Annotated in this window: 25 protein-coding genes; 12 read left to right on the top strand and 13 right to left on the bottom strand. The window is 44.0% G+C overall.

Translation table 11 applies throughout. The features are described 5' to 3' along the window. Positions 1–14: 14 nt before the first annotated feature. From FIU99_RS19355 to FIU99_RS19325, 7 genes are all read right to left on the bottom strand, one after another. Positions 15–590, bottom strand: a complete 576-nt coding sequence (locus FIU99_RS19355; RefSeq protein ID WP_039951931.1) for a hypothetical protein — start codon at positions 588–590, stop codon at positions 15–17. 136 nt (positions 591–726) lie between these two features. After that, positions 727–1,419, bottom strand: coding sequence for a VpsP family polysaccharide biosynthesis protein (locus tag FIU99_RS19350; protein ID WP_038158365.1), 693 nt, complete (start codon positions 1,417–1,419; stop codon positions 727–729). Continuing rightward, complete coding sequence (gene vpsO, locus FIU99_RS19345; protein ID WP_040121359.1) at positions 1,419–3,623, bottom strand: exopolysaccharide regulatory tyrosine autokinase VpsO; 2,205 nt, start codon at positions 3,621–3,623, stop codon at positions 1,419–1,421. The genes FIU99_RS19350 and vpsO overlap by 1 nt, the downstream gene beginning before the upstream one ends. A gap of 9 nt (positions 3,624–3,632) precedes the next feature. Continuing rightward, positions 3,633–4,151, bottom strand: a complete 519-nt coding sequence (gene vpsN / locus FIU99_RS19340) for an exopolysaccharide export protein VpsN (RefSeq protein ID WP_040121360.1) — start codon at positions 4,149–4,151, stop codon at positions 3,633–3,635. A 4-nt stretch (positions 4,152–4,155) separates the two neighbouring features. Next, complete coding sequence (locus FIU99_RS19335) at positions 4,156–5,355, bottom strand: outer membrane beta-barrel protein (protein ID WP_172974083.1); 1,200 nt, start codon at positions 5,353–5,355, stop codon at positions 4,156–4,158. Between the two features lie 12 nt (positions 5,356–5,367). Next, complete coding sequence (gene vpsL / locus FIU99_RS19330; RefSeq protein ID WP_152472491.1) at positions 5,368–6,762, bottom strand: exopolysaccharide biosynthesis glycosyltransferase VpsL; 1,395 nt, start codon at positions 6,760–6,762, stop codon at positions 5,368–5,370. A 448-nt stretch (positions 6,763–7,210) separates the two neighbouring features. Continuing rightward, positions 7,211–7,819 carry a TetR/AcrR family transcriptional regulator gene (locus FIU99_RS19325; RefSeq protein WP_006960550.1) on the bottom strand — a complete coding sequence of 203 codons (609 nt, stop codon included), beginning with the start codon at positions 7,817–7,819 and terminating at the stop codon, positions 7,211–7,213. A gap of 109 nt (positions 7,820–7,928) precedes the next feature. Here FIU99_RS19325 and FIU99_RS19320 point away from each other — a divergent pair, with 109 nt between their 5' ends. Continuing rightward, positions 7,929–9,089: an MBL fold metallo-hydrolase gene (locus FIU99_RS19320; protein WP_152472490.1), complete on the top strand. Its 1,161-nt coding sequence runs from the start codon at positions 7,929–7,931 to the stop codon at positions 9,087–9,089. Positions 9,090–9,247: 158 nt separating this feature from the next. Next, entirely contained in the window at positions 9,248–10,492 is a 1,245-nt protein-coding gene (locus tag FIU99_RS19315) for an MFS transporter (RefSeq protein ID WP_039951937.1), read from the top strand. Positions 10,493–10,521: 29 nt separating this feature from the next. On the opposite strand, the gene FIU99_RS19310 is transcribed toward FIU99_RS19315, so the two are convergent. The 3 genes from FIU99_RS19310 to FIU99_RS19300 all read right to left on the bottom strand — a co-directional run bounded on the left by FIU99_RS19310 (position 10,522) and on the right by FIU99_RS19300 (position 13,697). Further along, entirely contained in the window at positions 10,522–11,616 is a 1,095-nt protein-coding gene (locus FIU99_RS19310) for a mechanosensitive ion channel family protein (protein ID WP_006960555.1), read from the bottom strand. 137 nt (positions 11,617–11,753) lie between these two features. Next, positions 11,754–12,200: a DUF2850 domain-containing protein gene (locus FIU99_RS19305; protein WP_039951939.1), complete on the bottom strand. Its 447-nt coding sequence runs from the start codon at positions 12,198–12,200 to the stop codon at positions 11,754–11,756. A gap of 186 nt (positions 12,201–12,386) precedes the next feature. Continuing rightward, complete coding sequence (locus FIU99_RS19300; RefSeq protein ID WP_152472489.1) at positions 12,387–13,697, bottom strand: AarF/ABC1/UbiB kinase family protein; 1,311 nt, start codon at positions 13,695–13,697, stop codon at positions 12,387–12,389. Between the two features lie 170 nt (positions 13,698–13,867). On the opposite strand from FIU99_RS19300, the gene FIU99_RS19295 reads away from it, so the two are divergent. Both FIU99_RS19295 and FIU99_RS19290 read left to right on the top strand, forming a co-directional pair. Further along, on the top strand, positions 13,868–14,149 hold the full coding sequence (locus tag FIU99_RS19295) for a pyrimidine/purine nucleoside phosphorylase (protein ID WP_064486068.1): 282 nt from the start codon (positions 13,868–13,870) through the stop codon (positions 14,147–14,149). Between the two features lie 349 nt (positions 14,150–14,498). Beyond that, entirely contained in the window at positions 14,499–14,786 is a 288-nt protein-coding gene (locus FIU99_RS19290) for a hypothetical protein (protein WP_039951941.1), read from the top strand. On the opposite strand, the gene FIU99_RS19285 is transcribed toward FIU99_RS19290, so the two are convergent. Both FIU99_RS19285 and FIU99_RS19280 read right to left on the bottom strand, forming a co-directional pair. Further along, entirely contained in the window at positions 14,773–15,939 is a 1,167-nt protein-coding gene (locus FIU99_RS19285; RefSeq protein WP_006960560.1) for a GGDEF domain-containing protein, read from the bottom strand. The genes FIU99_RS19290 and FIU99_RS19285 overlap by 14 nt on opposite strands. Before the next feature lie 296 nt (positions 15,940–16,235). Continuing rightward, positions 16,236–17,123 (bottom strand): LysR substrate-binding domain-containing protein, encoded by an 888-nt coding sequence (locus FIU99_RS19280; protein WP_152472488.1) that lies wholly within the window; start codon positions 17,121–17,123, stop codon positions 16,236–16,238. A gap of 90 nt (positions 17,124–17,213) precedes the next feature. Between FIU99_RS19280 and FIU99_RS19275 the strand changes: the two genes are divergently transcribed. Continuing rightward, positions 17,214–18,125 carry a DMT family transporter gene (locus FIU99_RS19275; RefSeq protein ID WP_152472487.1) on the top strand — a complete coding sequence of 304 codons (912 nt, stop codon included), beginning with the start codon at positions 17,214–17,216 and terminating at the stop codon, positions 18,123–18,125. Between the two features lie 4 nt (positions 18,126–18,129). Here FIU99_RS19275 and FIU99_RS19270 read toward each other — a convergent pair whose 3' ends face one another. Continuing rightward, positions 18,130–18,729: an alpha-ketoglutarate-dependent dioxygenase AlkB gene (locus FIU99_RS19270; RefSeq protein ID WP_152472486.1), complete on the bottom strand. Its 600-nt coding sequence runs from the start codon at positions 18,727–18,729 to the stop codon at positions 18,130–18,132. Between the two features lie 190 nt (positions 18,730–18,919). On the opposite strand from FIU99_RS19270, the gene FIU99_RS19265 reads away from it, so the two are divergent. The 7 genes from FIU99_RS19265 to gndA all read left to right on the top strand — a co-directional run bounded on the left by FIU99_RS19265 (position 18,920) and on the right by gndA (position 26,109). Next, positions 18,920–20,293, top strand: a complete 1,374-nt coding sequence (locus FIU99_RS19265; protein WP_039952048.1) for a diguanylate cyclase — start codon at positions 18,920–18,922, stop codon at positions 20,291–20,293. A gap of 85 nt (positions 20,294–20,378) precedes the next feature. Further along, a complete protein-coding gene (locus tag FIU99_RS19260; protein WP_006960565.1) occupies positions 20,379–20,813 on the top strand; it encodes a DUF962 domain-containing protein in 435 nt (144 codons plus the stop codon). A gap of 271 nt (positions 20,814–21,084) precedes the next feature. Further along, the gene (locus FIU99_RS19255; RefSeq protein WP_006960566.1) at positions 21,085–22,101 is read left to right on the top strand and encodes a TRAP transporter substrate-binding protein; all 1,017 of its coding nucleotides are present in this window, start codon (positions 21,085–21,087) and stop codon (positions 22,099–22,101) included. Positions 22,102–22,166: 65 nt separating this feature from the next. Then, positions 22,167–22,724 carry a TRAP transporter small permease subunit gene (locus FIU99_RS19250; protein WP_019274236.1) on the top strand — a complete coding sequence of 186 codons (558 nt, stop codon included), beginning with the start codon at positions 22,167–22,169 and terminating at the stop codon, positions 22,722–22,724. Further along, the gene (locus FIU99_RS19245) at positions 22,717–24,033 is read left to right on the top strand and encodes a TRAP transporter large permease subunit (RefSeq protein ID WP_006960568.1); all 1,317 of its coding nucleotides are present in this window, start codon (positions 22,717–22,719) and stop codon (positions 24,031–24,033) included. Before FIU99_RS19250 ends, FIU99_RS19245 begins: the two co-directional genes overlap by 8 nt. 85 nt (positions 24,034–24,118) lie before the next feature. Further along, the gene (locus FIU99_RS19240) at positions 24,119–24,619 is read left to right on the top strand and encodes a gluconokinase (RefSeq protein WP_019274238.1); all 501 of its coding nucleotides are present in this window, start codon (positions 24,119–24,121) and stop codon (positions 24,617–24,619) included. Further along, entirely contained in the window at positions 24,616–26,109 is a 1,494-nt protein-coding gene (gene gndA / locus FIU99_RS19235) for an NADP-dependent phosphogluconate dehydrogenase (protein WP_152472485.1), read from the top strand. Before FIU99_RS19240 ends, gndA begins: the two co-directional genes overlap by 4 nt. Positions 26,110–26,159: the final 50 nt, after the last annotated feature.

Below are 26,159 nucleotides of genomic sequence, written 5' to 3'. Positions count from 1 at the left end.
AGACATATCCAAACTCAATTTGGCGAGGCAGTACCGCCACCGCTACCATTGCCAGTACCCAATGCGGTAGTTGCGCCTGGGTTAACCGCTAAAGGTGGAGCGGTTGCAATACCCGCAGCGGTTGGTTCACTGATTAATGCCGGGTCAGCACCGCCAGAAATCGCGGCGATCAGAATGTCTGTTGGGTCGAGTAAATTGAGTTCGGCGACAGCATCGACGATATCCTGAGCATAGTCAGGAGCAGAGAACACCGCTTGTTGGATGAGCTGTTCGTACGCATCAGGGTTGGCATGGCTAACCACAATCGCTGTTGCTTTGGCGATTTGTTCAGGTGCCAGAGATTGTGTTGCCGCTTCGAGTACAGCCAGACTGTCATCGGAATGGCTTTGAGCAGCAAGAGAGAGAATATCGGTCGTTTGGTCAGGACAGCTGGTTAGCAAACTGGTGAGAGTTGAAGTCAGGTCCGTTGCGCTATCTAAGGACGCTTGGACAGCGTCGAGATCGGAACAGGCCACATTTGGTGTTTCTTCTGCCATTGTTTGTGCTGAAAACGCAAGGCTGGCAATCAACATCCATATTCTGTTTTTCATGGTGATAAGTCCTGAATACTCTATGTGAGCGTTAATAAGGCCAGTATATGGTCTTACACTGATTAATCGACAATTATTGATTTAACATTCTGTTTTTCTTAAAAATGATTCGCTCGCATGTTCAATTATGAAACACTCATACTTTGAGATAGCGGCACGAACCAATCGACGCATAGTCCACATCCTGCATCTGTTTCATCACGATACAAGCAAAGCGAAACTTGTTACTTTGCGTTAGGTAATCGCGAAATGTCTGGCGAACGTCTTTGTGTTTGATAGCTCGATAAATGTGTGGCATCGCTAGCTTCCTTTCCTTAGGTGTGAATGTCTGCCAGTTGGAGAGTGCCAGCGTTGCAATTTTAAGGTTCACCTCAGGAATAAAGGGACCGTGAGTATCGGCTTGGATCAGGTATTGGCTTCGATTAGCCCCGCTGAGCTGAGTTTCTAAAGCCGCTAGGTTCGCCCAGGTGTTAGGCCAGTTCGGTCTAAGCTCTGCGCTATTGATGTATGCTTGCTTAGCCAAACTCAGATATTTGCCCTTCTCTGATTCGTCGCTTATATACGCCTTCCACTCGTACACTTTTCCTTGTAAGTCAAAGTAGTGAGGGTGAGAAGAATGGTGATTAAGGCTGGCGTCGATCAGTTTCTCAGCGCTTTCTATTTCGCCTAGCTGCGGCTTCTCTTCTGACGCGTTCCAGTGCTCTATTTTATTTGAAACCGCTTTGGCGTAGAGCGAGGCCACACCAAAGTGATACGAAAGAAACAGAATGAACATGGCTGAGGCAGCTAGCCCCAGCTTAAACAACAAAGCGGAAACCTTGCCTTTCATTACGCGTTTTCGACTCCGTAATAAGACTGATACTGTTTGTAGCCGCTGTAAGCGGACGCTTTTTTAACGTTCAGCTTGTTAAGGATCACACCGTCAATCCTTGTGCCTTGCTGAGCGAGCTTGCCAACTACATCACGTACTGTTTTGGTTCGAGTATGCGAAGCATTGATGACGATGACCGCTGAATCAACATATCGCGATAGCATGAAGGCATCACTGACAGCCAGACAAGGTGGTGTGTCGATGATGATGCGATCGTATTTAGTTCTCAGTTGCTCAACGAAATCGCCAAAACCTGTTGAAGAGATAAGCTCAAGTGGGTTGTTGGTGTAAGTCCCAGCGGCGAGAATATCCAGCTCCGATTCCTCATCGTGATAAATGCAATCTTCGATAGCGTGAGTTTTGGTTAAGATGTTTGTCACACCTGGTTGCGCAGAAGGCAGGCCAAATCGTCGCGCGACAGTCGGTTTTCTCAAATCGCAGTCGATCAGCAAGGTCTTTTCCATTTGTGCTAATGACAGCGCCAAATTGAGTGCTGAAGTGGTTTTCCCTTCATCGGGTTGTGAAGACGTCACCATGACAACAGAATTGGACTTGTTTGAGTTCGCTAGCAAATATCCAGTACGCACTGTTCGAACGGCTTCAGTCAATTGACGGTTGCGCTCATCGAAGTAGGCTTTGCCATCCAGTGGGCGTTTGGTTTTTAGTGCTGGAACGATTCCCAGAATTTCGAGTGACAACTGTTTTGATACCTGTTTGATATCGGTAAAGGTGTCATTCACTGCATCAGCAACGAATGCCATTACGCAGCCAAAACTCAAAGAAGCTAGGAATGCTAAGATGACGATCATCTTACGGTTTGGTTTACTTGGCGCAAGCGGAGGGCTCGCATAGTCGGTAAAACGTGCAATATTGGCGTTGAAATCGCTAGACGCATTGGTCTCTTTCTGGCGACTAAGGAACAGGTCAAACAGCTCACGGTTTGTTTGTACTTCGCGCTTCAACTCAGAGTATCTAGCGTTCTTAACGGTCAGAGCCTGAAACTCAACTTTGCGTTTTTCTAGTTCGTCACGAATGGTTTGCTCGGCTTGTCTGGCGGCTTTAAGCTCGTTATTGATGCCATTGAGCAGTTGGTTTAACTCCGAGCGCAGGTTCTTCTTAACGGATTCTAACTCTGCAATTGCTGCCTTGAGTTTAGGGTGTTTAGGGCCGTAACGCTTAGAGAGTTCCGAAACTTTTCGCTCAGCCTGAACTTCTGCAACTTTGACATCACGAATGGTTGGATGGTTAGAAATCTCTGGTACCGAAGCTAGCGCAGACAATTGGTTAGAGTCAGATTTGTAGTTTCTGGCTACCTGGTACAGTGTTTCAGCTGCAACACGACGATCACGAGCTTTGTTTAATTGAGAGGTGAGTTCAGCCAGCTCTTGTGAGGCGAGGCTTTCCACCCCTTGGATATCAACTAGACCTTCTTGTTGCAAGAACGCCTGTAGCTGTGCTTCAGACTGACGTAGCTTTTCGCGTAAATCACCAATACGTTCATTTAGCCAGCTCGACGCCTGCTGAGTGACCTCAATTTTCGCTTCAATATTGCTGTCCATGAAAACGCGTCCGATTTCATTGGCAATTTGCGCGGATAACTCTGGGTCTCTACTGGTATATGAAACCTGTACAAGTTGCGTTTTACGGATTGGGTTGATCGCTAATCCGCGTTTGAACTTGTAAAGTACTAGCTTGTTTCTTGCGTAGTCTGACTGCTCAAGCTCTTCATTGGGTAGAGACTTTCTAAAAGCTTGCAGGACAGGAAACCATTCCATCAAGCGATCTTTCAAAGAAACGTTGGATTCTTCCTGTGCTCGCGGATCAAACTCAGGGTGACTGGTCAGATTGAGACGACGAATCACTTCTTCGGAGACTCGGTCTGATTTCAAAATCTCAATCTGAGTGAGGTAGTATTCCTGACTCTTGGTGTCTAAGCCGTAAAACTCTTCAATGGAGATGATGTTGGCTTGCTTAGACTCAATCAGAAGTGTTGCTCTTGCGGTGTATTTTGAAGGCAGTGAAAGTACCACCAATATCGCCAGAGCAGTGACCAGTATTGAGAAAATAATGATGCGCCACTTATAGTTAAGCAACACTTTAAAGTATTGGCGGATATCAATGAGCTCTTCTTTGCTCACCGGAGAATTCTGGGTATTTTCCATAATATTCAATTAAAAGAAGCTTTCTTCAACGGTGATAATGTCACCAGGTTGGATTCGGTGAAGTAGGGAGACACGAGTTGGTTTTGAATCTGGTTCGTCGCTGGACGAAACGAAGATTTTTGACTTTGAAGCTCGCTCAGTAAATCCACCCGCAATAGTAATGGCCTTATTCACGGTTAGCCCGGGATGAAACGGGTAACCGCCAGACGTGATGACTTCGCCGTTGATAAAGTAAGGACGATATTCCACGACACTGACGTAGACGTTCGGGTTGACCAGATAGCCGTCAAGCAATCCATCATGAATGGACTGCTTGACTTCTCTTAGAGTGCGGCCTTTGAGAGCGATGCTGCCAAGGAAAGGGTAATCGATAGAGCCACTATCGCTAACGCGGGTTTCTAGTGACAGTTCAGGTTCGTCATAAACCTGCACCTTAATCAGATCGCCAACGCCAAGACGATAAAGCTCATCGCTAGCAAAGACTTGAAACGAAACACATAGCAGCAGAATTGAAAATAGAGACTTCATGAGCTTACATCACACCTTCTACTGCTACGTAGTAGACAGACTGGTCATAGCTAAAGTTGCTTAGATTAGAATCACGAGATTCGTAAGACACCCCGCCTTTGAACGTCAACCAACGACGAAAATCGTAATCAAGATAAACACTCGCTTTGGAAGTATCGTCTTTGCGACTACTGTCAGTGTAATCTTCAGACAGATAAGAAAGCTCAGTATGCGTAGAGATAATTTCTGACCAGTTGTGTGACCAATTAGCGTTGTAGACTGAGGTATCAATTGCACCACCCAAACCATTAGGGTCAGTGGATTTACGGCTAGATTTCAGTTCGAGTGCTGAGTAGCTTCTCAGCATGTACGCAACGTCAACGTCCCATGAAAATGAGTCAAAATCCTCTCGCTGTGATGTGTCAAACTCTTTGTTCTGATAACCAATTTTAACACTGCCGCGCAGCTTACCGGTGGCATCCCATGAGGTACCTAGGTAAACAAAATGGTGCAAGCTATCACGTTCACTGGAACCCGGCGCGACTTCGTTGTAGCTACGATCATTGACGATGTACTGCGCTAACAGCGATGTTTTAGGAAATGCTTTGTAGAAGAAAGCGGTACTGAATCTTCCTTCGTCCCAGTTTTGGTATCGGGTCACATTTCGGTTGTTCTTGTATGACAAATCACCCCAACCGACATTCGCTTCTATTTGACCTTTTGCTTCGGTGCTGCCATAGCGATAGCCAAGGTTGAACGAATTAGAGACATATTTGTTGTAGTCGAGGTTGGAGGTTGTATCGTTGTCACCACGGTTTTCATGCGTTTTGGCTAAGCTGTAGCGTAGATCAAGCGCATTTCTTGAGTTCGCTTCCCAGTAACTGGTCAGGTCAAGAAAGTGATCGGTATAGTTGTCGCGTTGTGAGCTAAAAAACTCACCGCGCTGGATGCGATAGCCAAGATTGTGCTTTTGTTTGTCACTTTCCAGCTCAAACCCGACACCGGGTTCATAGACAGCGAACCAAGAGCTGGTTTCATCAAACTCTTCTTTCGCCACGTTACTGTTGTAGCCACTGTAGAGGTTCAGGTAAGGCACAATTGCGATACCCGATTCTGTTTCAATTGGCACTGGTGTTGGCGCCGCATAGACCGAATGAGAAACCGCAAGAGTCAGAAACCCGCTTGTGATTGATGTGAGTTTGTTGAATCTATTCATAATAAACATCATGTCCATGACTTAATAGGCATTTTTGCCAACAAAACCTTTGAAAACTGTAAGAAAAACAATCTTAATATCGAACCATAGAGACCATCTGTGGATGTAATCCAGGTCGAATTGCACGCGCTTTTCCATCTTGTCGATGGTGTTGGTTTCGCCGCGCCATCCGTTAACCTGAGCCCAACCTGTAATGCCTGGTTTCACTTTGTGGCGCAACATGTAACGGTTCACAATATTGCGATACTCTTCGTTGTGCGCGACAGCGTGAGGACGTGGGCCAACGATAGACATGCGACCTTGCAGTACGTTGATAAACTGTGGGAGCTCGTCCAATGAAGTACGACGAATGAAAGCCCCGAACTTAGTCACACGCGGGTCGTTCTTTGTTGCCTGAGCGACCTTAGTGCCATTATCCATTACCTTCATGCTACGGAATTTCCACACTTTGATCGGCTTACCATCCAGGCCGTATCGAAGCTGCTTGAAAATGATGGGGCCCGGAGAAGAGATTTTTACACCGATCGCGACGGCAAGAAGTACTGGGCTAATCAACACAAGAATTAAGCTGCTCAAAACCAAATCTTCTAAACGTTTTAACCAAGTCGATAACCCATTAAACGGTGTGTCGAATATGCTGAATGCGTTGACTTCACCTATGGTGTACCAACGGGAATGCAATAGATTAAACGTGAAGAAATCGGGCACGACATACGTATTTACGGTACTGTCAGAAAAGGCTTCCAAAATATCTGAAATACGTTTTTGTGCCTGCATTGGCAAAGCAATATAGATATTTTGCACTTCGCCATTCTTTGCTAGCGCTAATGCATCTTTTATTGTGCCTAATATAGGTAAATCACTGGTTAGTCGCTTCGGCTCTCGATCATCATAGAAACCCGTGAGCTTAATTCCTAATTCTGGATGATTACGCAAGTTGTTTGATAGTTCTAATCCTTGTGGAGTTAAACCTATAATGGCTGCTTTTTTTGTATGAACGCCCCGCTGGTGGAGGTAATAAAGTGCCATGAAAGCGAACATGCGCCAAATAAGCAGAGCTGCAAAAGTGAGTACAATCCAATAACCAATAATTAGACGGGAAAAGTCTGGGCCAGTTTTTGAAAAGTAGCTGAGTAACGTGAGTCCACCAACGGTAGAGACCCAACAAAAAGAAGTATAAAGCGCCAGAGAACGAAGTTTAGCAGTACGCCAATGGCTGTATATATCCAGACTTTCAGCGATGAAAGAGTAGATGATAACACCCAACAGACCTGCAGAGATGTAGCCTAAGGTAACAATGTGCGCATTTGCTTTGATAGCAATGTACAACGCACAGAGTATTACCAAGCAGTCAATAAGACGATAAAAGACTTTACCGTGATAATTGGTAATACGTATCCTTCCTCGTTCACTCATTGTGAGCTCCTGAAATACATGTAATCCCTGTAAGGTTTTAACAAATAAAAATAGCAAGGCGCATTTTTATAACATCTTTATATAGGTTGCAATGATATAAGGTGGCTCAATATTAAGACTGATGGTGTATTGTTTTAGATTGAGGGAGATAGATTAAATTATTTACTAATTAATAGTGGGTTAGATAATAATTAGATGTTTTACTCAATAATTTGAGAGTGTGTTTTTTATTTATTTTATTTTCTAAGTTGGATGAGAATAATTAAATTTTCTCAAAATAGAAACAATTATAGACACCTAAGATTCTTATTTATAAGAATAGTTGTTATTGGCTATTTACAACAGGTATTTACTTTGAGTCTGGACTTTTATTTAGTTATTGCTAATTAGACAAATGGTTAGAAGAGAGAGGCAAGAACTTGACTTGGTATTCTTGCCCAGAGAGACGTTATTTCGTCTGATAACGTGCAACGAAGGTGTGAGTTGCACATTCTACTGCACTTTTTAGTAGTTCACAGTTTGCCGGAGGTTGATGCCCAAGTAATTGAGGCCAAAAAACGACGGCTTTAATACTGCCGATAAATTGTTCAACAGCCATGGAGATGTCATCGACTTCAAGCACCCCAGCCTCAATGCCTTGTTTTACCCACTGATTAAGGCCATAAGAGTCCTCGATAGCCTCGAAACGTTTCATCAGCAACTGAGAAGTGTGAGGGCATCGAATGCATTCCGCCATGACTAAGCGTGCGGTCATTTGAAAATCGTCGGTATTGATGTAACACATCTGCTTGAGTGTGATATCGATAAGTTGTGCTGCCACTGACACAGAAGGTTCAAATTTCAGCTCACATTGTTCATCAAAGCGACATATTAGCTTATCTACAATGACCTCAAATAGAGCATCTTTGTTTGGGTAGTATTTGTATAACGTGCGTTTTGAAACCCCAGCATGTTTAGAAATACCTTCCATACTGGCCTGCTCAAAGCCTTTTTGAGAGAAAACTTCAATGGCGGACCTGATGATATCTTCTTGTTTTATATCGCTTCGTTTAATCATGCACTCATCTCAAGATACTTAAAGTAAACGATGGTGTTTACTTTTAATGTTGTAGTGTCTAAAGTATACACCATCGTTTACTTTCTTGGGTAGCTACTAGGTCATGAAAATGAGCAATCGGATTAAAGCATCGGCAAATTCAGCACTAGGTGTAATGGGATTCAGCCAGCTTCTTAACACCGAAAGCGGTGTTGAGCGTCAACAGAGCGAACGGCTGAGAGCGAAAAGAATCGTCAACTCAAAGCAATTTAAAAATGGCAAAGTAGTGGCTAGAATGCCTAGCGTGCCAAGCTCAGAGAGTATGTCTGCAGTGATGTGGAAATTCTTTTTCCAACGAGGCTCCCTCAAGCCTCAAACCATGTTGCCCCATGTTCCCGTCAATATGGTCAAACTGGCGCAACGCAGTGATGATATGCGTGTTACTTGGTTAGGACACTCAAGTCTATTTATCGATATAGACCGAACTCGAATCCTTATTGACCCTGTGTTTGAGCACGCGTCACCTTGGGTGGCGAAAAAGTTTTTCTCCCGTAATGTAAAAGCGCCGGTTAAACGTGATGAATTACCTCTACCAGACGCTATTGTGATTTCACACGATCATTATGATCATTTAGAAGAGTCGACGATTCGTTACTACGCCGATAAAGATGTCGCCTTCATGGTGCCGTTGGCGGTAGGGCGCCATTTAGAAAAGTGGGGCGTAAGTCCTGCTAAGATCCAAGAATTAGATTGGTGGGAGTCGACCACTATCAATGGCGTTAAGCTGACTGCAGCCCCAGCAAACCATAATTCTGGCCGTACTGGTTTTGATTCCAATAGCACGCTTTGGGCTTCTTGGGCCATCCTTGGTAAATCTGGCTCATTGTTTTACAGCGGTGATTCAGCGTACGACACACATTTTAAAGAGATCGGAAAAAAACTCGGACCGTTTGATATGGCATTCATTGAAGTGGCCGCCAATGTGAAAGAGGGTAAAGGTTTCCCTGTCGAAAACTGGGGGCATATGCAAGCGCGACATACGATGCAGGCATTTATGGATCTGGGCGCAGAGCAATTGTTCCCAGTTCATTGGTCCACTTTCGAGCTGTTTGCTCACAAATGGGATGAACCCATGACCGATCTCATCGAAGAAGCCAAAGTTACGGGCGCGAGATTAGTGACACCTATGGTTGGAGAAACACTTGAGCTCAATGATGAGATAAACACGTCATTCTGGTGGAAAAACCAGAATGAAAAGTGGGTAAAAGGTGATTTAAGCTTTCAGAATTAGATACTATAACTCCATAGAAAATAAACGATATTTTGACTAGGCCTGCGTATTGCGGGCCTTTTTATTGGAATTATAAATAACGCTATCTTTTACATCGAAAACTCATGTACTCTAAGTTAACATTTATGCAACAAGCTGGTTAATGAAGGAGTAAGCCAATGGATAAAGAACAAAGTCTTTTTCAATGGGAAAGGGTGAAACGTTTTAACTTTTCCGTTTGGACAGTTCTAATTGGCGTACTCATTGCTAGGACCAGTTATTTCATGGCCTGGCCGTTTTTGATTGTCTTCCTCTATCAGGATTATGGTACCTCTGCTATCGAGGTCGGTTCGATGCTTGCAGCGTCTGCCTTGATAGGTTCAGTCGCTGGGCTATATTCGGGTTATCTATCTGACAAGTTCGGCAGAAAGTGGCTGATGTCGGCCGGCTGTATCATCGCTTTTTTTGCGTATAACGGCATCGCTTTGGCGAGTGAAGTTTGGCATTTCTACATTCTCATTCTCTTTACTGGCTTGATGCATCCTCTCATTGATGGGCCAGCTAAGGCGGTGTTAGGAGACTCGCTTGATGATCTGAAAGACCGAGAGCTGGCACTTAACACACGTTACTTTTTGCTTAATATTGGCGGGGCAATAGGGCCTCTTATTGGGGTAACGCTAGCATTATCGGATCCTCAAAGCCTGTTTATGGTGACTGGGTTTACTCACTTAGCGTATTGCTTTTGGATTCTTTTTGGTATTGAACGTAAAGGCAAGTTTAAGCAACCGGATCGTTCACAATTACCCAATTTTCGCCAGACGTTGAAAGTCATCAGTAAAGACCGAATCTTCGTCTTGTTGATGTTGGCTAATCTGATGTTGATGTTCGTTTATGCGCAGCTCGAATCATCAGTTCCTCAGGTTATTGTGCGAAGTGGCATTGAAGAGTCTGCCACATTGATTGCGATGCTATTGTTTATCAACACCGCGACCATTGTTCTATTTCAGTTCCCGCTACTTAAACTGATGGAAAAGCTTCCGCTTTTTACCCGTACTCGCATAGGGATGATCCTGATTGCTATTGGGCAACTGGCATTTATTGTGTCACCAAAAGATGCCGCGATAGGCTGGGCGATAGCCAGCTTTATTATCAGCCTCGGAGAGGTGGTGACTTTCCCAACCATTAACGTTCAAATTGATCGACTCGCGCCTGCCCATTTGAGGGGCTCTTACTTCGGTGCGACGGCGCTCTATACGTTGGGTTTTGCAATTGGTCCATTGCTTGGGGGAATGATGATTGAGTGGTTAGGCGCTAACTGGTTATTTGGTTTCTGCTTTATCGTCTGTCTATCAATGATCTGGCTCTATTGGTATGCCGAACACGCTGAAGACCCAGTGGAAAGAGAACCTGTGACTCAAACATAAATAGAAGCCCTCGAATGAGGGCTTTATTATTAGAGTTCGTTTGGCGTCTGTTCGTCTGAAAATTGCGGCTCAAACTTCAAGGTTTGAGTTGGGTACGCGATATCTGCGCCATGCTTGTGAATGATAGACATGATTTTTAACAGAACATCTTCTTTGACTTCATGATAGCGAATCCAGTTAACGGTTTTGGTGAAGGTATACACCATCATTTGCAGAGATGACGGACCAAAAGCGTTGAAGTTGACGATGAGAGTCTGCTTGGTATCAATATCAGGGTGACTTTTCAACATTGTCTTAATGTCTTTTACGATTTGAGCAACCTTCTCTCCATCATCGTAGCGAACACCAATCGTCTCTTTGATTCTTCGGTTGAGCATTCGTGATGGGTTTTCCACCACTATGTTGCTGAATACTGAGTTAGGAACATAAAGAGGTCGTTTGTCGAAAGTGCGGATAATCGTCATTCGCCACCCGATGCGCTCTACGGTGCCTTCGATCTGGCGATCCGGAGAGCGGATCCAGTCTCCGACTTTAAACGGACGATCGAAATAAATCATCATACCGCCAAAGAAGTTAGAGAGGAGGTCTTTGGCTGCTAAACCCACAACCAAGCCACCGACACCACCAAAGGTCAGTAAACCGGACAAGCTTAGGCCAAATGCCTGCATGATGGTCAGCATACCAATGGTAATGAAGAACAGCCTCGACACCTTGGCTATCGCTTGGACTGTCGTCTCGTCCCTAGACTTCTGTTTTAAAACATACTCTTCGACATTGTTTATCAGCCGCATGGTGATCCAGATAAAGATAGCGATCACCAGTAGAAGCTTTAAAGTACTTAGCCAGTTCAGCTTAGACCCCATGTAGTCTTGCAGAATGAATCCAAGTGAAATTGTCGCGGGCCAACACCAAATCAGTGTGCTGACGGGCGTTTTGAGTGCGTGTAGAGTAAGGTCATCCCAGTGGAATTTGGTTTTGCCGACAAGAATCTCTAGTCTACCGTAGATGATGCGCCATGCGATCCAAGCAAAGAAACTTGCGGCAGTGATGAACAGAACGTTGGTATCCCAGCTTTGCAGCATAGTCACAAGGTTCTGAGGCAATAAAGCAACTAACTCATTCATTTAAGGGGTCTTATTGTTGAAGTTATGAGGACAAGTATAAGGGGTTGTCAGTAGGCACACTACCGACATTTTTCCGACAGGTCTTATTCGCCTTCATTTCTGATGACGGTAAATCAATAAACTGAGCAACGCTCTGTTTATTTCTTACTGCTGAAGTGTTCAGATAAAGCGGCTCGGCGATTTTTGGCAGAGCCTCCGCCGCCTTCCATATCAACCGTGTTTTCATAACCGGCTTTGATAAATCGCTGTGTTGGGCTGTTGGGTTCTAGACGACGAAGTTGAGGTGATTCGAAGGTACCTGCAATTTGATAAATTGAAATACCACCACCCGTTGTTACCGTGACTAGCTTTCCGTCAAAGTCGAAGTTAGTGGTGATTAACCGGTCATTTCGATAAACACCTATTTCGTTAAACGTCAGAATTTCAGTGTTGTATTCAGGAGTGCCGATTTCTATCCAACGGCCGTAGACATTCTTAGGGTGGACGTAATCTTTGTAGCTGAAAAAAAGCAGCGCAGCAAAAGCTGTCGCCAAAATGAAAAATAGCGTTGCGAAAGATAATTTTACAAAAGCTTCTTTTTCCATGTAAGAGCGCTTTTTCAATTTGGGTGCATTGGTTGTTCTGTTTAACGCCACACTAAACTGCTCTGATCAGCGGAACTAAATCGAAAGTTTACCTTTAATTCGATTGCTGTGGTGTAAGAGTTTTCTCATTGACATTACTTATCAATAATAAGTTTGATCTTCAGCCCAAAAAATGCACGGTTTATTTTAGTCAATATAAGGTGCCACCAATGCCTTAACATTCACTTTTGCCTTTAGTCTTGCTGCTAATAAGTATAGTCCGCCTATCTTGCGATGGAGAAACAGCGCATCTGCTGGCGGAGTATGCCAGTAGTTCTTTTCCATACTTAATACTGTCCCTGCTTCCCTCAATCGCATGGACAAATCACTGGTGCCAAAATCGTACTCCCCATCGAAAAGCATAGGTTCACAGGCCTGCTCAACTAGATTTAAAATCGCCGCTTTCTGTTGGCTTTCAATATTTTGACTAAAGAAACCTATCTGAGAGAGTGCGCTATCCAATGCATGGTTATCATTATTAGTCACCGCTTTAAACGCTCGTTGATAACCTTGACTGATTTTGTCGCTATATGTTCTGGTCGCTCCGAAATCCAACAGAACGATTTTCTTACTCTCATGATTAAACAGATAGTTGGCAAAGTTGGGGTCTGTTTGCACAAGTTGATACTCAAAAAGCTCTCTAAAAAGAAGAGATAGCAACGCGGTCATCACTTTATCGCGAGTGGTTTGATCGCAATCACTAATTGTTTCAATAGGCTGCCCTTCTAGGTAAGACATAGTTAGCACAGTTTCAGAGCTCACGGCAGGGTAAACTGTTGGAACTTCAAACTGAGATTCATTAATCAAATGACTTCGATAAGCTTCGAGATATTCGGCTTCTTTTTTATAGTTGGCTTCGTCATGAAGCTGTTCTTTCGCTTGCTGAAGAAGGCCATTGATGTCGACATTTTTGGGAATTAAGCCTACCAGATTAAGAAGTGTCGCCACATTGTCCACATCACTGTCGATGCTTTTTCTGATACCTGGATATTGAACTTTGACTGCTATGGGATCACCCGCATCAGTATGAGCAAAGTGTACTTGTCCGATTGACGCGCTGGCTATTGGTTTAAAGTTAAACGACAGGAATTGAGATTTCCAATCGTCGCCTAAGCTGCTCGACATGACTTGTGTGAGCTGCTTAGCCAACATGGGGTTGGCGTCAGAGCGTAAACGAGCCAGAATATCGGCCAGTTCAGGAGAAAGAAGATCACCCGCATCCATAGAGAGCATTTGACCTATTTTCATTGCTGCACCGCGTAGGTGTGCTAATTGATCGGCCAGGCGTTTGATATTGGTAGGAGTAAGCAATAACTCTTGTTTACTAGGTTTATTACCTTTCATCCATTGCTTTGTTCCTTCCGCAACGACATTAGAGCCTATTTTGGTCGCCAATGATGCCATCTGACCAAAACGAGATAATCTATTGGTTGGGATCTTGGATTCTTCCTTAGACATCGAACATTCTCCTATCTTTTGGGTATTTATACGGCAACCCACTGTTTTTATATCACTTTGTAAATGCACCGCCTAGCGTGCGGTTGAAATACTTACTTGCTAGGTGTCAATGATTCCGATAAAACCTAGCTCTAACGTTTAGTTTTTATCGAAAATTTCAAGGAGGATGCATGATCAAAGCAAACCGTTATTTTGAAGGGAATGTACAATCTTTAGCGTTTGAGCAAGATGGTGCGCAATCTAGTGTAGGAGTGATGGCTCCAGGTGAATATACATTTGGCACGGCAGCACCAGAACGTATGACGGTTGTGCAAGGTAGCTTAACCGTTAAACGTGTTGGCGATGAGGATTGGGTAACGTATACCAAAGGTGAGTCATTTAACGTAGCAGGCGACTCGTCATTCGATCTTAAAGTCACTGCAGCAACTGCTTATCTGTGCGAGTACCTTTAAAATAAAACCAACAATCTCGTCGCTTATGTCTGTATGGTGGGCGGCGAGTAATAACATGCAAAACAAAACGCAATTCGATTTTAAAAACGCAAATTCCATCTACAGAGGACGTATATTTCCTCTCTTCATCACATTTCTGTCCAAAAATCATTTCTTACATGCTTTCAAATATTGGCAAAGACTTTGCTTAAACAAACTAATGAAAGGGCTTGAGAACAAGGCTATATGATGAGGTAGCTGCATTATTGTTCGGAAATCCCGAGATATGACCAAGTAATAAACAAATTTGTCAGTTACATCGTTAGCTATACTTAGTTTGTAACTGAACTGCTTCGAGAGGAGGTTGATGATGGCTGTAGTACCGAAACACAAAGACCCGAACGCTCGTTACGATCCCAATCAGGAGCTTACTGCTGATCAGTTACACCGATTTGGCAAAGTAGCGAATAAAGCGCAAGCTCGGCGCGATCAAATGGCACAGCGTAGCTCATTATCGACTGCTGCAAGGGCTGCCAAAGAGACCGCAATGAAGCCTATTGTTGTGCCAAAGAAGGATAAACCTAATTCTGCTCGTTACGCTGCTTGGATGTTGGTTGTGATGGCTATCTGTCTATGGCTCATGTTCATGAGCCGCTAAACTTATTTATTGGGGTTACCTTCTCTGCATCGGTACTCTTGATTGCAGGGACAGATCCAGCGTGATCACTTTGGTAATATCGATATTGGTTTTTTCCATTATGTTTTGCGGCGTACATTGCTTTGTCTGCACAGCGAGTGAGCTCTGGCAGTGAGTCTCCATCGGTCGGAAAGATTGCGACACCAGCGCTTACGGTGAGTTTATTAATCCTTTCTGTGCTTTGGTAGCTGTCTTCAAACAAATGACAGATGCGCTCCAGTATATTGTTAAGGTCTTTTATGCTTCGTACATCGTAAAGAAGTAAGACAAACTCATCACCAGCATAACGTGCGATTGAATAGTCGTGTTTCTGTGTCTTCCTGTCTTTAGAGCGAATATTGTTCTTTAGGCGTTTTGAGAAATGTTGTAAAACTCGATCCCCTACATCATGGCCATAGGTATCATTGATGGCCTTAAAGTTATCAATATCGAGAAACACCATTGCGGTGACCGTCTTATTGGCACGTACTTCTTCTAATTTCTCCATTGCCCAGCTCTCAAAGCTCCAACGATTCGCAAGTCCAGTGAGTTGATCGCGATAAGCGAGGTCTTCAATCCCCTCTTTATAGAGCGATTGAATATAGTTGACGACTTTGGAGTAGAAGTAAGATGAGGTATTACACAGTAAGCATAGGGCAAATAAACTGATCAGAAATCTATCTACAGAGAGCTGCAGTGGCACAGAAACTAAATCCGTAAATAGACAGGTGATCATCGTCAAAACATAGAAGCTACTACTGAACAGCAATCCATAGCGGAATTCACAGACAAAAATAACAGCCGCCATAATAGGGTAGAGCCAAAGAAGGCGATCGGAGATATGTTCGCCGAATAGTAGCAACATCATTCCTTGAAAGAGCAAAACACATGAAAGCACCAAGTCTGAAAAGTTGGCTGACTGATTAAGTCTGAGGTACCAAAGATTGGCAGAGAGCACTGCCACGCACAGCATATTGAGTGTGCCAAACAGGTAGTTTTGATTGGCAATATGGATAGAGCCGTAATAGGTTAAAATGACGAGCGCAATGACAGAACAGAGGAGCACGACTTTGCACTTGCGAGCAGAGCGCATATCCGCCATTTCTTCTAAATGTTGTCCTACAAAACTCGCCATTTGATTCCTTGCCCGTAAATTCACAATCCGGCAATTAAAGTCTAGAAGAAAAAAAGGAGTCTGAATGAAGGTATTAGAAAAGGAAATTGAATGAGATCAATTAATTATATGAGTCGTATTGCTTATGAGTTGGGGCTAAATTTAAGGCACTAAATTTTGGCGCATAGGTAACTCATTGTATTTGATGGTCAAATATAATAATCGATAATAAATTGGCGTTTTTAACTCTATGATTAGTTTAGAGAAAATGGAGTCCTAGTGTCATTCTATATAATAAAAAAATCTATAAATGGCAGCTAAGTACTGAATTCGCTACGAAGCCAATTGCGAAGTATTAGAACGTGTTCATTTTTAAGCTTCTCGGGCTGGCAGGCGAAGTAAAAATCCTGATGAGGGTTGAGGACTGGCTGGCCAACCTCGACGAGAGAGCCATGACTGACATCATCCCGGATAAACTGTCGATGTGTCACAAAGACACCCAGTTTACGAATGGTCGCTTGAACTGCTTGAATTGAGGCTGAAAAGCTTAAATTATTGGCAAAAGGTGGCATAGAGAGTTGATGGTTTTCACACCATACCTGCCAGTCATATTTTCGTCTGTCGTTAGCAGCAACGATAGCGGGATACTGAGCCAATAAAGATGCTGGTGTGGTCTCTTCATTGACTAGCTCAGGGCTAGCGGCCATTACCAATTCATCCCTAGCTAGTAATTCACAGTAGTAATCAGGCCAATCGTCAGTGTTTCCATGAATGATTGCGACATCAATGCCTTCGTTTTCCATAACAAAGCTACCGATTAGGTTTGAAATGCGTATATCCAGTTGCGGTGCATACTGATTAAATCGATTGACTCGGGGAATCCACCAGTGCATTGCCAGAGAGTGGACCATATTGAGTGTCAGTCTCTGGCTCTGCTGTTCGTCAATCAGATTTTGAGTGGCCGCTACAATCTGTTCTATTGCCGGGGCTACTTGTTTGTAGTACCTGCGGCCAGCTGCGTTGAGAGCCACTTTTCGCCCCGTCCGAATAAACAACGCCTGACCGATTTGCGTTTCGAGTGACTTGATAGCTTGGCTAACAGCAGAGTGGCTGACGCTCAATTCATTGGCTGCCTCCGTCATACTGCCTGTTTCTGCCACAGCAATGAAGGAGTAAATAGACTTAAGAGGTGCTAGTTTTTTCATCTGTAAGTTTTTCTTACTTAACCTGTAAATATTACTCGTTTTTTATTTCTGCTTCAGACTTCTAAACTTAGCAGCAAATAGGGAGGAGTTATGCCAAATCAGTTGTACCCAGTTTTATTCATGTTGTCTTCAACATTCAGTTTGTCACTAACCGGACTGTTTTCCAAATTTTTAAGCGAGCATTTTGATGCTAACCTGCTAAGCTTTCTGCGTTTTATCTTGCCTGCGATGGTGCTCCTTTTGATGTTTATTGGCAAAGAAGTAAGATGGCCAGACCGCAATGAACAGGTCCCTCTTTGGGTGAGAGCGCTTTGCATTGGTGCATGTCAGGTGTGCTTTATCTATGCACTACAGCATCTGACTCTCGTTGAGAGTGTTGTATTGTTTGGTACAGGGCCATTGTTTATTCCAGTGTTAGAAAAGCTTATATTTTCTGTTCACTTGAGTGTCGTTAATATTGTGGGGCTTGTGACTACGTTTACCGGGGTCGTTTTGTTAGCGGGTGATGTTAGTGGCTTCAATTTCAGACCAGAACTCCTGATTGGCCTTGGAGCTGGGGTGTTTAATGCGGGTTCGCAGTTGAGCCTATACCGCATCAGCAAGAGTAGATTGAATGCGTTTGAAATCAACCTATGGACTTTCCTCTATGCTGCTGTGGTGATTACTCCGCTTTTAGCGCTGACTTTAGTCAATAATCAAACTATGTATCAGCCTGCTGGAACTAATCCTTGGCTTATAATAGCGGTGCTTGGTGTTCTGGCGTTCCTGATCATCAATACTCAAGTATTTCGCTCAAAAGCCTATAAACTAGCAGAGTCCGGATCTCAGCTCGCACCGCTCATTTTTACCAACTTATTGTTTACCGCGTTATGGCAAGTACTGTTCTACAAAGAAAGTTACAGTGTGTATCAAGTGTTAGGTCTTTCGCTCATTATCATTGCTAACGTAGCCTGCGTACTGTTACCTAAGTGGTTGAAGAAAAGTAACTTAAAAGTAGCGTAAGAAATTAAAAAATGGTTCTGAAGGTGAGATTGATACGTTCACCTATTGATTGGTTAGTTTTGGGTAAGCTGTGCTTCCAGTGGTGTTGCATTTCTCCGGCCATGATGAGCAAGCTACCATGGCTAAGCTCAATATCATGGTTTTGTCCTGTATGCAGGTGTTTGAGAGTAAATCGTCGTGTAGCTCCAAGGCTGAGAGAAGCGATAGTAGGGTTTTGTCCTAACTCAGGCTCATTGTCTTGATGAGCCCCCATCGAATCCTGACCATCTCGATACAAGTTAAGTAATACTGAATTGAATGTTTGGTTGGCGACGCCTTCGCATCGAGACTTCACGGATTGTAATCTTTCCGTCATTGGCATAGCAGGCATAGTTAAGCCAGAGTAGGAATAGGATTTATCTCCGTACCAAGCTTGCAAACGCGGTTGTAGCACGCTACGTCCAAAAAGCTGTATTCGCTCTTGTGTCCAAGGTGTTTCTAATTTGAGTGAAGACATCAGTTCGTCGGCTTCATTGGATGAAATAAAGTTGTCTAACCACAATAATCGACCATTCGGTAAGTCGATCCATCTTTGTTCATAGGGTAAGGCTTCAAACAAATCCAAAATTCACTCTCTTATCAATAATTTTATCTTTAACCGATGAAAACTCACTCAAGTTAATGTAGTTTTTATATAAGTGCTAAAACAATAGCCATAATAATAATTATATACCTCTAACTGGTTAGGAATAGAGGCATTACTACTCATCGGTCTAACAAACATGATCTTTTCGATGAGCTTTTGTGGGGGTGGAATGAAGTATCGCTTTGGCAATCGATGGTCAGTGTTCTTGCTGGCTTTTACACTGTTTTCTTTGGCAGTTGGACTTATCGAGTCTATCGATCGCAGTCAAAAGAATTTTTTGAGAGATAGCTTGTTAGACCGCGCTAAAGAAGAGTTGTCTATTGTTCGTTCAGAGCTAGAGTCAGCTATCGTATACGACATATTCGCCGTTAACGATATATCGGCGTTAGTCGCTTCTAATCCCAGTTTCGAATATTCAGGTTGGGATTTACTCGCTTCCAGCATTATGCGCAAAGCGAGCCACGTTACTATCATCGGCTTGGCGCCTGATGATGTCATCAAATACATCTACCCGTTGGAAGGCAATGAGAAAGCACTTGGACTTGATTATCGAACAGTTCCAAGTCAGTGGCGAACGATAAAGAAAGCCCGCGAGGTTCAGGAGATCTTTATTGCTGGTCCTGTTAATTTGGTTCAGGGGGGAAGGGCGCTTGTTGCTCGCATACCTATATTTACCGATCCGCTATACAACCGTGATTACTGGGGCGTATGTAGTGTTGTAATCTCATTGGAAACCTTGTTTATTGATGCTGGTGCTGAAGAGTTTTCTTTTAAATACAATTTAGCAATGCGTGGAATAAACAGCTCGGGATTGGATGGAGAAGTTTTTTACGGCTCGCAGAGCACTTTTGATAACGCATTTGCCACCGAAACGGTCCACTTTCCATACGGCAGTTGGATAATAGCTGCTTCCACTAAGGATGATTTGCTTCGACACAGTGAGTGGTACCGAGTCCATGCAGTTCGTTTGCTAGGGTATCCAATGGTGCTGGTTCTGCTGATTGCCTTTGTCACCATTTTTCGCCTATATCAAGCTGCAGATCGACGCTCCCTTCACGATGAGCTAACGTCGTTACCTAACCGTCGTTATTTTATGTATACCCTTCAAGGGCATTTTGACGCAGTCTCTCATTCTGGAAAAGGTGAGGTATTTGCAATCCTCAATGTTGATCTTGATAAATTTAAGCAAATCAATGATACCTACGGTCACGCAGCGGGGGACAAGGTATTGATTGCGGTAGCAGAGAGAATTAAAAGCGTACTCAGGGCTTCAGATGTGGTGGCTCGCATTGGTGGAGACGAGTTCTTAATTATGCTTCCAAGGATATCTTCTATTGAAGATGTTGATGTTCTAAACATTGAGCTACAGAAAGCCATTTGCCATACGCCAGTTATTTTTGAGCAGCATCTCATCAATATTCATGTAAGTGTTGGTTTTGCTTTGTATAGCGCAGACTTTAAAGATGTTGATGACATGCTTAAGCTCGCCGATGTCCGAATGTATGAAGAGAAACGTCGACAGGCTCAGCGTAGCGGATTGTAGTCACGAATCTCTGATTGCGTGTCGGCACTTACTCTAATTTCATGCTATAGACAATACTATAAGATGATGATTTAGAGGGATAAGAATGCGAGATCTGACCCAGTGGCTAAGCGATTATGGTGAGAGTCATCAAAATCCAGTTAACCAGAAAATCCACAAAGTAGCAGTGCCGGGGATTTTCTTATCTATTGTCGGCTTAATCTGGTCAATTCCATCGATTTCGTTTTTCGGTTTTACCCTAAACTGGGTTTGGGTTGCGATGCTACCTGTCATGATTTTCTATTTTAAACTGTCGCTGAGCGTGTTTCTAATGATGCTTGGTTTTACATTGGCGTGTATTTCTTTGATTTGGTCTTTGGAAATTCTTCAGGCGCCCGTGCTCCTTGTTTCGCTGATCTTATTTGCCGTATTGTGGATGTTGCAGTTTATTGGGCACAAAATTGAGGGTAAGAAGCCTTCATTCTTTGAAGATCTTCTTTTTCTTCTTATCGGTCCTGTCTGGGTATTTCGCCAGAAATAGCACACACTTCTTCAACAAAACGTTTGTCTCTAACAGTCCTTCAACTGTTGGGGGCTTCGTATGTGTTTTAGATCACACTTCTTCTGCTCTTAAGCTATCTTGCTATTAACAAAATTGAAACTTGTGACTTTTGTCATGGAAAACGTTTTCTTGTTACCGGTAACATTCGTATCAAAGTTACCGGTAACATAAAATAATAATCCGGTCTCATCCCGGGCAGCTAGACTAGGCTGCATTGGAGTACATGAAACAATCTAAGGACACCCCTACTATGAAAGCGATGACAAAACCTTTGCTTGCTGCCACTTTGACAGGACTTTTTGCGACTTCGGCCTTGGCCGCTGACTTCAAACTGAAGATTCAGTCTTCTGACCCATCTGGTGATTTGAACTTTAAAGTTCAACAAAAATGGGCAGAGCGCGTAGAGAAAATGTCGAATGGCCGAATTGACATCGACCTTCTACCAGTAGGGGCAGTGGTGAAACACACTGAAACTTTAGGCGCGATCAAAATGGGTATTCTAGATGGGCAAGTGACAGCAACTGGTTACTTCTCGGGTAAGGATCCTGCTTTTGGCCTAATTGGCAACATGGTCGGTGCATGGTCAGATACGACCCAGCTTCTGCAGTACATGAACTACGGTGGTGGTAATGAACTGATGACTGAGCTTTACGCACCATATGGTGTGAAGTTTGTTGGTGCTTCAACAACGGGCGTTGAATCCTTCATCTCGAAAAAGCCGCTCAACGGTGTCGATGACTTGAAAGGTTTGAAATTACGTGCGCCAGAAGGTTTGGTTCAGCAAGTGTTCGCCGCTGCCGGTGCAACGCCTGTAAACCTACCTGGCTCTGAAGTCTTCACTGGTTTGAGTAAAGGTGTTATTGATGCAGCGGACTATACGGTATTTTCAACCAACCAAAAAGCGGGCATGAATGATATTGCTACGCACCCAGTTCAACCGGGTTTCCACTCATTACCACTGATCGATATTTCTGTATCTCAGAAGAAATGGGACAAGATGCCTGAAGACTTACAAACTATTCTTCAAACTTCAGTCCGTGATTTTTCTTACGACATGACAACTCAATTGAAAATGGCGGATCAGGCTGCAGTGAAAGAAGCGCAAGCGAACCCATCCATCACTATCCATAATTGGTCTGACGAAGAGCGTAAGAAATTCCGTGAAATTGCTAAGTCTCAATGGAAAGTGTTTGCTGAGCGTTCACCAAACGCGAAAAAAGTGTATGACTCAGTGACTGGTTTCCTAGAAGAAAACGGCCTTCTTTAAGCTGAACATGTGTTCTAGCTTCTCTCAGGAGGGCTTAGCCCTCCTTCTTTTTGGAATTGATTGGTATGAATGACAACGTCCCACATCCACCTCAACAGCAGGATGAGCAACCGAGAAACTTTCTCGACAGAGCCATTATAAAAATCAGTAATTTGCTGAGCTGGTTATTCATCTTCACTGTATTTATTTCGTTTTATGAAGTTCTGATGCGTTATGCCTTTAACGCGCCAACAACTTGGGTTCACGAAACGGCGTCCTTCATTGGTGGTTCACTGTTTATTGTTGGAGGTATCTATGCCTTTGCTGCTAATAAGCATGTGCGAGTGGTATTAATTTACGATTCTGTGTCCGAACAGACACGTAAATACCTCAATATTGTTCACCACCTCGTGGGGCTGGCATTTGCTGGCATGCTGGCTTACGCGTCTTTTGCGATGGCGAAAGAATCTTGGTATGCCCCGTGGGGTGAGCTTCGCCTTGAAACATCGGGTTCTGTACTGAATGCACCTTACCCAGCTTTACTCAAGGGCCTGATTTTTGTCGTCCTTTGTATTCTTGTTATCCAGTTTGTCTTACACCTCATTCAGGAAGTTATGGGGCTAAGGAAGAATAACGATGTTTGATTTATCTTCTATTGGCATCGCATGGGGTAGTGTACTCATGCTGGTGATGATGATTGCCTTGCTGCTCACAGGTATGCAGTTGGCCTTTGTCACAGGCTTTGTCGCCATTTTCTTCACTCTTTGCTGGTTTGGGCCAGATGCACTGCCTTTGATCGCGAGCCGGACTTACAGTTTTGCTTCAGGTTATGTGTTCCTTGCTGTGCCTATGTTTGTTCTCATGGCTGCGCTGCTTGATCGATCAGGCATTGCCAGAGACTTGTTTGATGCGATGAAATCTGTCGGCCGTAAAGTACGCGGTGGTGTGGCTGTGCAAACCTTGCTGGTGGCGGTTCTTCTAGCCTCAATGTCAGGCGTGATTGGCGGAGAAACGGTCCTGCTTGGTATTCTTGCTTTACCACAGATGCTACGTCTTGGTTATGATCGAAAATTAGCGATTGGTACCACCTGTGCAGGCGGCGCACTGGGCACTATGCTTCCACCAAGTATTGTTCTGATTATCTATGGTATGACGGCGAGTGTATCAATCGGTGATTTGTTCAAGGCTTCGTTCTTACCAGCATTCATTCTTGCTGGTTGTTACATCGCTTACGTATTAGTTCGCTGTAAGCTCAATCCTTCATTAGCCCCTATTCCAAGTGATGGTGATGAAGAAGATGAAAGGCAAGTTAGCTACTTCAAGGCTCTGTTTTTCCCGCTGTTGTCTGTAGCGGTTGTCCTTGGGAGCATTTACACCGGTGTCGCCTCTGTAACCGAAGCTTCTGCACTGGGCGTTGTGGGTATTATGATTTCAGCGATCATTCGCGGTGAAATGAGCATCAACATGCTCAAAGAGAGTGCAATCGCAACCATGCGCACTTGCGGCATGATCATGTGGATTGGTATTGGTGCGAGCGCATTAGTTGGAATCTACAACTTAATGGGCGGTATCGACTTTGTAGAAGAAGTCATTCTTGGCCTCAGTGGCGGTAGCCCTCTCGCAACATTGTTGATCATGATGGTAGTTCTGCTGGTTCTCGGTATGTTCCTTGACTGGGTTGGCGTTGCACTGCTGACTATGCCGATTTTTGTGCCGATTATTACCAGTTTAGGGTATGACCCAGTTTGGTTTGGTGTGGTGTTCTGCCTCAATATGCAGGTTTCATTCTTATCGCCTCCGTTTGGGCCGGCAGCATTCTATCTTAAGTCCGTCGCACCAAAAGACATCAGTTTAGGGGAAATCTTCAGCTCACTATTGCCATTTATTGGCCTGCAGATCTTCGTATTAAGCCTAGTGATTATGTTCCCAGATCTTGCTATGTGGTGGAAATAACCGCAAAGCATTTTGAATTAGTAAAGTATTGAAATTGGTATTCACAGCCTTCTGATGATTGGAAGGCTAAGGATAGTATTACCCAATGAAAGTGAAAAAAATATTAGTAATGGGCGTTTCAGGTTGTGGTAAGAGCCTGATTGGTAAAGAGATTGCCGATAAGTTGTCTCTGCCTTTTTATGATGGTGATGATTACCACCCAAAAGCCAATGTGGAGAAAATGGCGCAAGGAATTCCACTGGATGATTGCGACCGCTTAGGCTGGCTAGAAACACTAAACCGAATTTACGTTGAGAATGATGCTGCGGTGATTGCCTGCTCTGCACTCAAACCAGCGTACAGAGATATTCTTCGTCGTAACAATCAACAACTGGCTATCGTCTATCTGAAAGGTGACTTCGATACTATATGGTCTCGACACAAGCAACGTGCTAACCATTATTTTAATGGCGAAGCGATGCTCAAAAGTCAGTTTGAAGCCTTAGTTGAACCAAGCGACGATGAAGCGTTGTTTATCGATATTACGTCGGATGTCGATACCGTAGTGGAATCAGCGCTTATTGCACTGAAGGAGCGAGTGCTATGAGCCAGTCAAATATTGCGATGATTGGCCTTGGTGTGATGGGTAAAAGCCTTGCGTTGAATCTACTCGACCATGGCTTTAATGTCACTGGGTTTGATATTGATGAAGCTAACCGTCGACGGGCTGTTTCCGAAGCGGATCTCGTTTCATGCATTGCCAGCAAAGGTCAATTTGTTGCGGCGTCGAATCTCTCTGAGTTACTGAAGACTTTGGAAAAACCACGTGTGATTGCCTTGTCTGTTCCAGCCGGAGAGATTGTTGATAAGGTGATTGATGATTTACTCATTGCTGGTATCGATAGCGAAGATATTGTGATTGATACCGGTAACAGCCTTTGGACGGATTCTGAGCGCCGAGAGACTCACTACCAGGGCAAATTGCGTTTCTTTAGTACTGCGGTTTCTGGCGGTGAAGTCGGGGCTCGAACAGGGCCGGCTCTTATGGCTAGTGGTGACCCAGCAGCTTGGGAATATGTGCGTCCGATGTGGGAAGCGATTGCCGCAAAAGTGGATGAAAAAGGTCTGCCAGTCGGACAATTTGAACAAGGAGAATCATGTGCAGCATATCTAGGGCCTGTGGGAGCTGGGCACTACGTTAAAATGGTTCACAATGGTATTGAATACGCTGATATGCAGCTTATCTGTGAAGCATTTCATTTCATGTCCGATGTTCTTGAGATGTCGGCTAGAGAAATCAGTGCAGTATTTTCAAGTTGGAACAAGGGTGTACTCAATAGTTACTTGATCGAAATCAGCGCAGAGATATTGCAGACAGAAGATCCAGTAACAGGAAAACCGTTTGTTGATGTGGTGCTTGATAAAGCGGGTCAGAAGGGGACTGGGCTGTGGACGGCGGTGAATAGCCTACAAATGGGTGCGCCTGCACCGACCATTACTCAAGCGGTATTTGCCCGAGCACAAAGTGCACAAAAACAACTAAGAGTGAATGCGGCAGCAGTTCTAAAAACGCACACCAAACCTGCGGGTGGCTTCGACAAGCAAGCTATGCTCGATGAACTACACGACGCATTATACTGCGCCAAACTAGTGGTATACGCTCAGGGGTTTGATCTGCTGAAGACAACCTCTGTTGAAGAAGGCTGGAATCTAGATTTTGGTGATATCGCTAAAATTTGGCGTGCGGGGTGTATCATCCGCGCCATCTTTTTACAGGACATCACCAAGGCCTACCAAAATGAACCAGAGTTGGAACACCTTCTATTCGCCGATGTTTTTATCGAGCAAATCGCACAGAGATCGTGTGGCTGGCGAAGCAGTGTGTCTAATGCGGCTATTCATGGCGTACCAGTGCCAGCTATCTCTTCTGCATTGAGCTATTTCGACTCGCTTCGTTGCGGTGTTTTACCAGCGAATTTGCTTCAGGCTCAGCGAGACTACTTTGGAGCGCATACCTATTCCAGAGTGGATAAACCAGAAGATGAAAAGTTTCATTTAACTTGGAGTGAGCCAAACAAAACGCAGCTCACGGTTTAAAAACAGAGCGTTCGCTGCAAAGCGAGCGCTTTTTTGTTATCTGAACCAAT

The organism is Vibrio sp. THAF64, from assembly GCF_009363455.1.
Taxonomy (GTDB): Bacteria; Pseudomonadota; Gammaproteobacteria; order Enterobacterales; family Vibrionaceae; genus Vibrio; species Vibrio coralliilyticus.
Note: the sequence above shows the minus strand (reverse complement) of the source record. Positions and strands in the feature narration are given on the sequence as shown.

Bases quoted from the DNA above. Each gene is read 5' to 3' on its own strand.
- FIU99_RS19305 (WP_039951939.1), bottom strand. From the start codon at position 12,200: ATGGAAAAAGAAGCTTTTGTAAAATTATCTTTCGCAACGCTATTTTTC.
- FIU99_RS19285 (WP_006960560.1), bottom strand. From the start codon at position 15,939: ATGGCGAGTTTTGTAGGACAACATTTAGAAGAAATGGCGGATATGCGC.
- FIU99_RS19335 (WP_172974083.1), bottom strand. From the start codon at position 5,355: ATGTTTATTATGAATAGATTCAACAAACTCACATCAATCACAAGCGGG.
- FIU99_RS19325 (WP_006960550.1), bottom strand. From the start codon at position 7,819: ATGATTAAACGAAGCGATATAAAACAAGAAGATATCATCAGGTCCGCC.
- FIU99_RS19315 (WP_039951937.1), top strand. From the start codon at position 9,248: ATGGATAAAGAACAAAGTCTTTTTCAATGGGAAAGGGTGAAACGTTTT.
- vpsO (WP_040121359.1), bottom strand. From the start codon at position 3,623: ATGGAAAATACCCAGAATTCTCCGGTGAGCAAAGAAGAGCTCATTGAT.
- FIU99_RS19350 (WP_038158365.1), bottom strand. From the start codon at position 1,419: ATGAAAGGCAAGGTTTCCGCTTTGTTGTTTAAGCTGGGGCTAGCTGCC.
- FIU99_RS19310 (WP_006960555.1), bottom strand. From the start codon at position 11,616: ATGAATGAGTTAGTTGCTTTATTGCCTCAGAACCTTGTGACTATGCTG.
- vpsL (WP_152472491.1), bottom strand. From the start codon at position 6,762: ATGAGTGAACGAGGAAGGATACGTATTACCAATTATCACGGTAAAGTC.
- FIU99_RS19240 (WP_019274238.1), top strand. From the start codon at position 24,119: ATGAAAGTGAAAAAAATATTAGTAATGGGCGTTTCAGGTTGTGGTAAG.
- FIU99_RS19280 (WP_152472488.1), bottom strand. From the start codon at position 17,123: ATGAAAAAACTAGCACCTCTTAAGTCTATTTACTCCTTCATTGCTGTG.
- FIU99_RS19290 (WP_039951941.1), top strand. From the start codon at position 14,499: ATGGCTGTAGTACCGAAACACAAAGACCCGAACGCTCGTTACGATCCC.
- FIU99_RS19320 (WP_152472490.1), top strand. From the start codon at position 7,929: ATGAGCAATCGGATTAAAGCATCGGCAAATTCAGCACTAGGTGTAATG.
- FIU99_RS19295 (WP_064486068.1), top strand. From the start codon at position 13,868: ATGATCAAAGCAAACCGTTATTTTGAAGGGAATGTACAATCTTTAGCG.
- FIU99_RS19300 (WP_152472489.1), bottom strand. From the start codon at position 13,697: ATGTCTAAGGAAGAATCCAAGATCCCAACCAATAGATTATCTCGTTTT.
- FIU99_RS19250 (WP_019274236.1), top strand. From the start codon at position 22,167: ATGAATGACAACGTCCCACATCCACCTCAACAGCAGGATGAGCAACCG.
- FIU99_RS19355 (WP_039951931.1), bottom strand. From the start codon at position 590: ATGAAAAACAGAATATGGATGTTGATTGCCAGCCTTGCGTTTTCAGCA.
- FIU99_RS19260 (WP_006960565.1), top strand. From the start codon at position 20,379: ATGCGAGATCTGACCCAGTGGCTAAGCGATTATGGTGAGAGTCATCAA.
- FIU99_RS19265 (WP_039952048.1), top strand. From the start codon at position 18,920: ATGAAGTATCGCTTTGGCAATCGATGGTCAGTGTTCTTGCTGGCTTTT.
- FIU99_RS19255 (WP_006960566.1), top strand. From the start codon at position 21,085: ATGAAAGCGATGACAAAACCTTTGCTTGCTGCCACTTTGACAGGACTT.
- FIU99_RS19275 (WP_152472487.1), top strand. From the start codon at position 17,214: ATGCCAAATCAGTTGTACCCAGTTTTATTCATGTTGTCTTCAACATTC.
- vpsN (WP_040121360.1), bottom strand. From the start codon at position 4,151: ATGAAGTCTCTATTTTCAATTCTGCTGCTATGTGTTTCGTTTCAAGTC.
- gndA (WP_152472485.1), top strand. From the start codon at position 24,616: ATGAGCCAGTCAAATATTGCGATGATTGGCCTTGGTGTGATGGGTAAA.
- FIU99_RS19245 (WP_006960568.1), top strand. From the start codon at position 22,717: ATGTTTGATTTATCTTCTATTGGCATCGCATGGGGTAGTGTACTCATG.